The sequence below is a fragment of the Bradyrhizobium sp. AC87j1 genome, from assembly GCF_002936975.1.
Classification (GTDB): domain Bacteria; phylum Pseudomonadota; class Alphaproteobacteria; order Rhizobiales; family Xanthobacteraceae; genus Bradyrhizobium; species Bradyrhizobium shewense.
In genome coordinates this window covers 1-1,447 of record NZ_PTFE01000238.1, presented here as the reverse complement: position 1 = coordinate 1,447, position 1,447 = coordinate 1, and the positions used below count along the sequence as shown (strand labels likewise).

At 63.0% G+C, this 1,447-nt stretch carries 1 protein-coding gene and 1 pseudogene; both read left to right on the top strand.

The window, feature by feature from the left end; all coding sequences use genetic code 11:
- Positions 1 to 977: IS110 family RNA-guided transposase (locus CV770_RS41055; protein ID WP_502693642.1), on the top strand; the 977-nt coding region annotated here is incomplete at its 5' end.
- A 193-nt stretch (positions 978 to 1,170) separates the two neighbouring features.
- Positions 1,171 to 1,447, top strand: a pseudogene (locus tag CV770_RS41050) (DDE-type integrase/transposase/recombinase); the annotation flags it as partial.

Genomic DNA, 1,447 nt, shown 5'->3' with positions numbered 1-1,447 from the left:
TTTGTGTGATCGACGCCGACGGTCGGCGCACTTGGCGGGGCAAATGCTCCTCGGAACCGGAGTGCATCGCAATGGCGCTGCGCGAGCACGCGCCAGACGCGGTTCGGGTCGGCATGGAAACCGGGCCGCTGGCGATCTGGCTTTGGCATGGGCTGCGCGCTCTCGAAGTTCCAATCGACTGTATCCACGCGCGCCATGTCGCGGCGGCGCTCTCGCTGCAAGTTAACAAGACCGATGTGAACGATGCATTTGGGATCGCGCAAGTGGTACGCTCCGGTTGGTACCGGCCCGTCGCCATCAAGAGCCTGCAGAGCTGTCGTATCGGAGCCCTGCTCTCAGCCAGAAGCGAACTCGTGGCGATTCGAACGACGCTTTACAATCAAATTCGTGGTCTACTGAAGACCTTCGGCGTGGTGCTCGCAGCCGGTAAGGGGGGAACGTTCGAGCGCGCAGTGCTCACGCGATGTCCGGCGGACCCTTTGATCCGAAGCGCCATTGACGCGCTGCTTGAGGCTTGGCGTGTTGCGGGAGAGCGCAGGCAGAGGCTCGATTCGCAGCTTCTACGTCTCGCGCGCACCCATGAGGCCTGCCAGCGCATGATAACGATCCCCGGTGTAGGCGCGATTACTGCATTGACGTTCACGACGGCCATAGACGATCCTAACCGCTTCTCCCGATCCACCGATGTCGGAGCGTTTCTCGGCCTGACACCTCGGCGCTATCAATCCGGCGAGGTCGATATCTCTGGCCGGATATCCAAGTCAGGCGACCGCATGGCCCGAAGCCTTTTGTTCGAGGCGGCCAACGCGCTCATGACGCGCGTGCGCAAAGCTAGTGCACTCCGCCGTTGGGGCCAGCAATTAATGGCTCGGATCGGGTCGCGAAAGGCGAAGGTCGCCGTGGCGCGCAAACTCGCCATCATCCTGCACCGTATCTGGTTGGATGGCACGGAGTTCGCGGCGGCGCCGGCTAGCTGAGCCTAGCTAGCTAAGCCAGTATCTCTGTAGATCGTCCTGGAAGGACGCTGGCTGGATTATCCCGGAACTTCTTGGGCGGCTTCAGACCGCGGGAATCACATGGGGAGATCCACTGGCGAGGGCCATGATGAGGCGGCACATTCTTCCGACCTCGAAGACGACAAGGTCCGGTACCCAGGGCAGTTGACAGCGATTAGACGACAAGAAGCTGTTCCGGCTGTACCGGGAAGAGAAGCGTGCAGTGCGACGCCGTGGCGGCCGCAAGCGCGCCATCGGGACCAGGGCGCCGATGACGGCGCCGATGGCGCCGAACGAGCGCTGGTCGCTCGACTTTGTGTCGGATCAGCTGACCTGCGGCCGCCGCTTCCGCGTCCTCACCGTGGTCGATGACTGCACCCGCGAGTGCCTGGCGCTGGTGGCCGATACCTCGCTCTCCGGCATCCGCGTAGCCCGGCAACTTGACCGGCTGA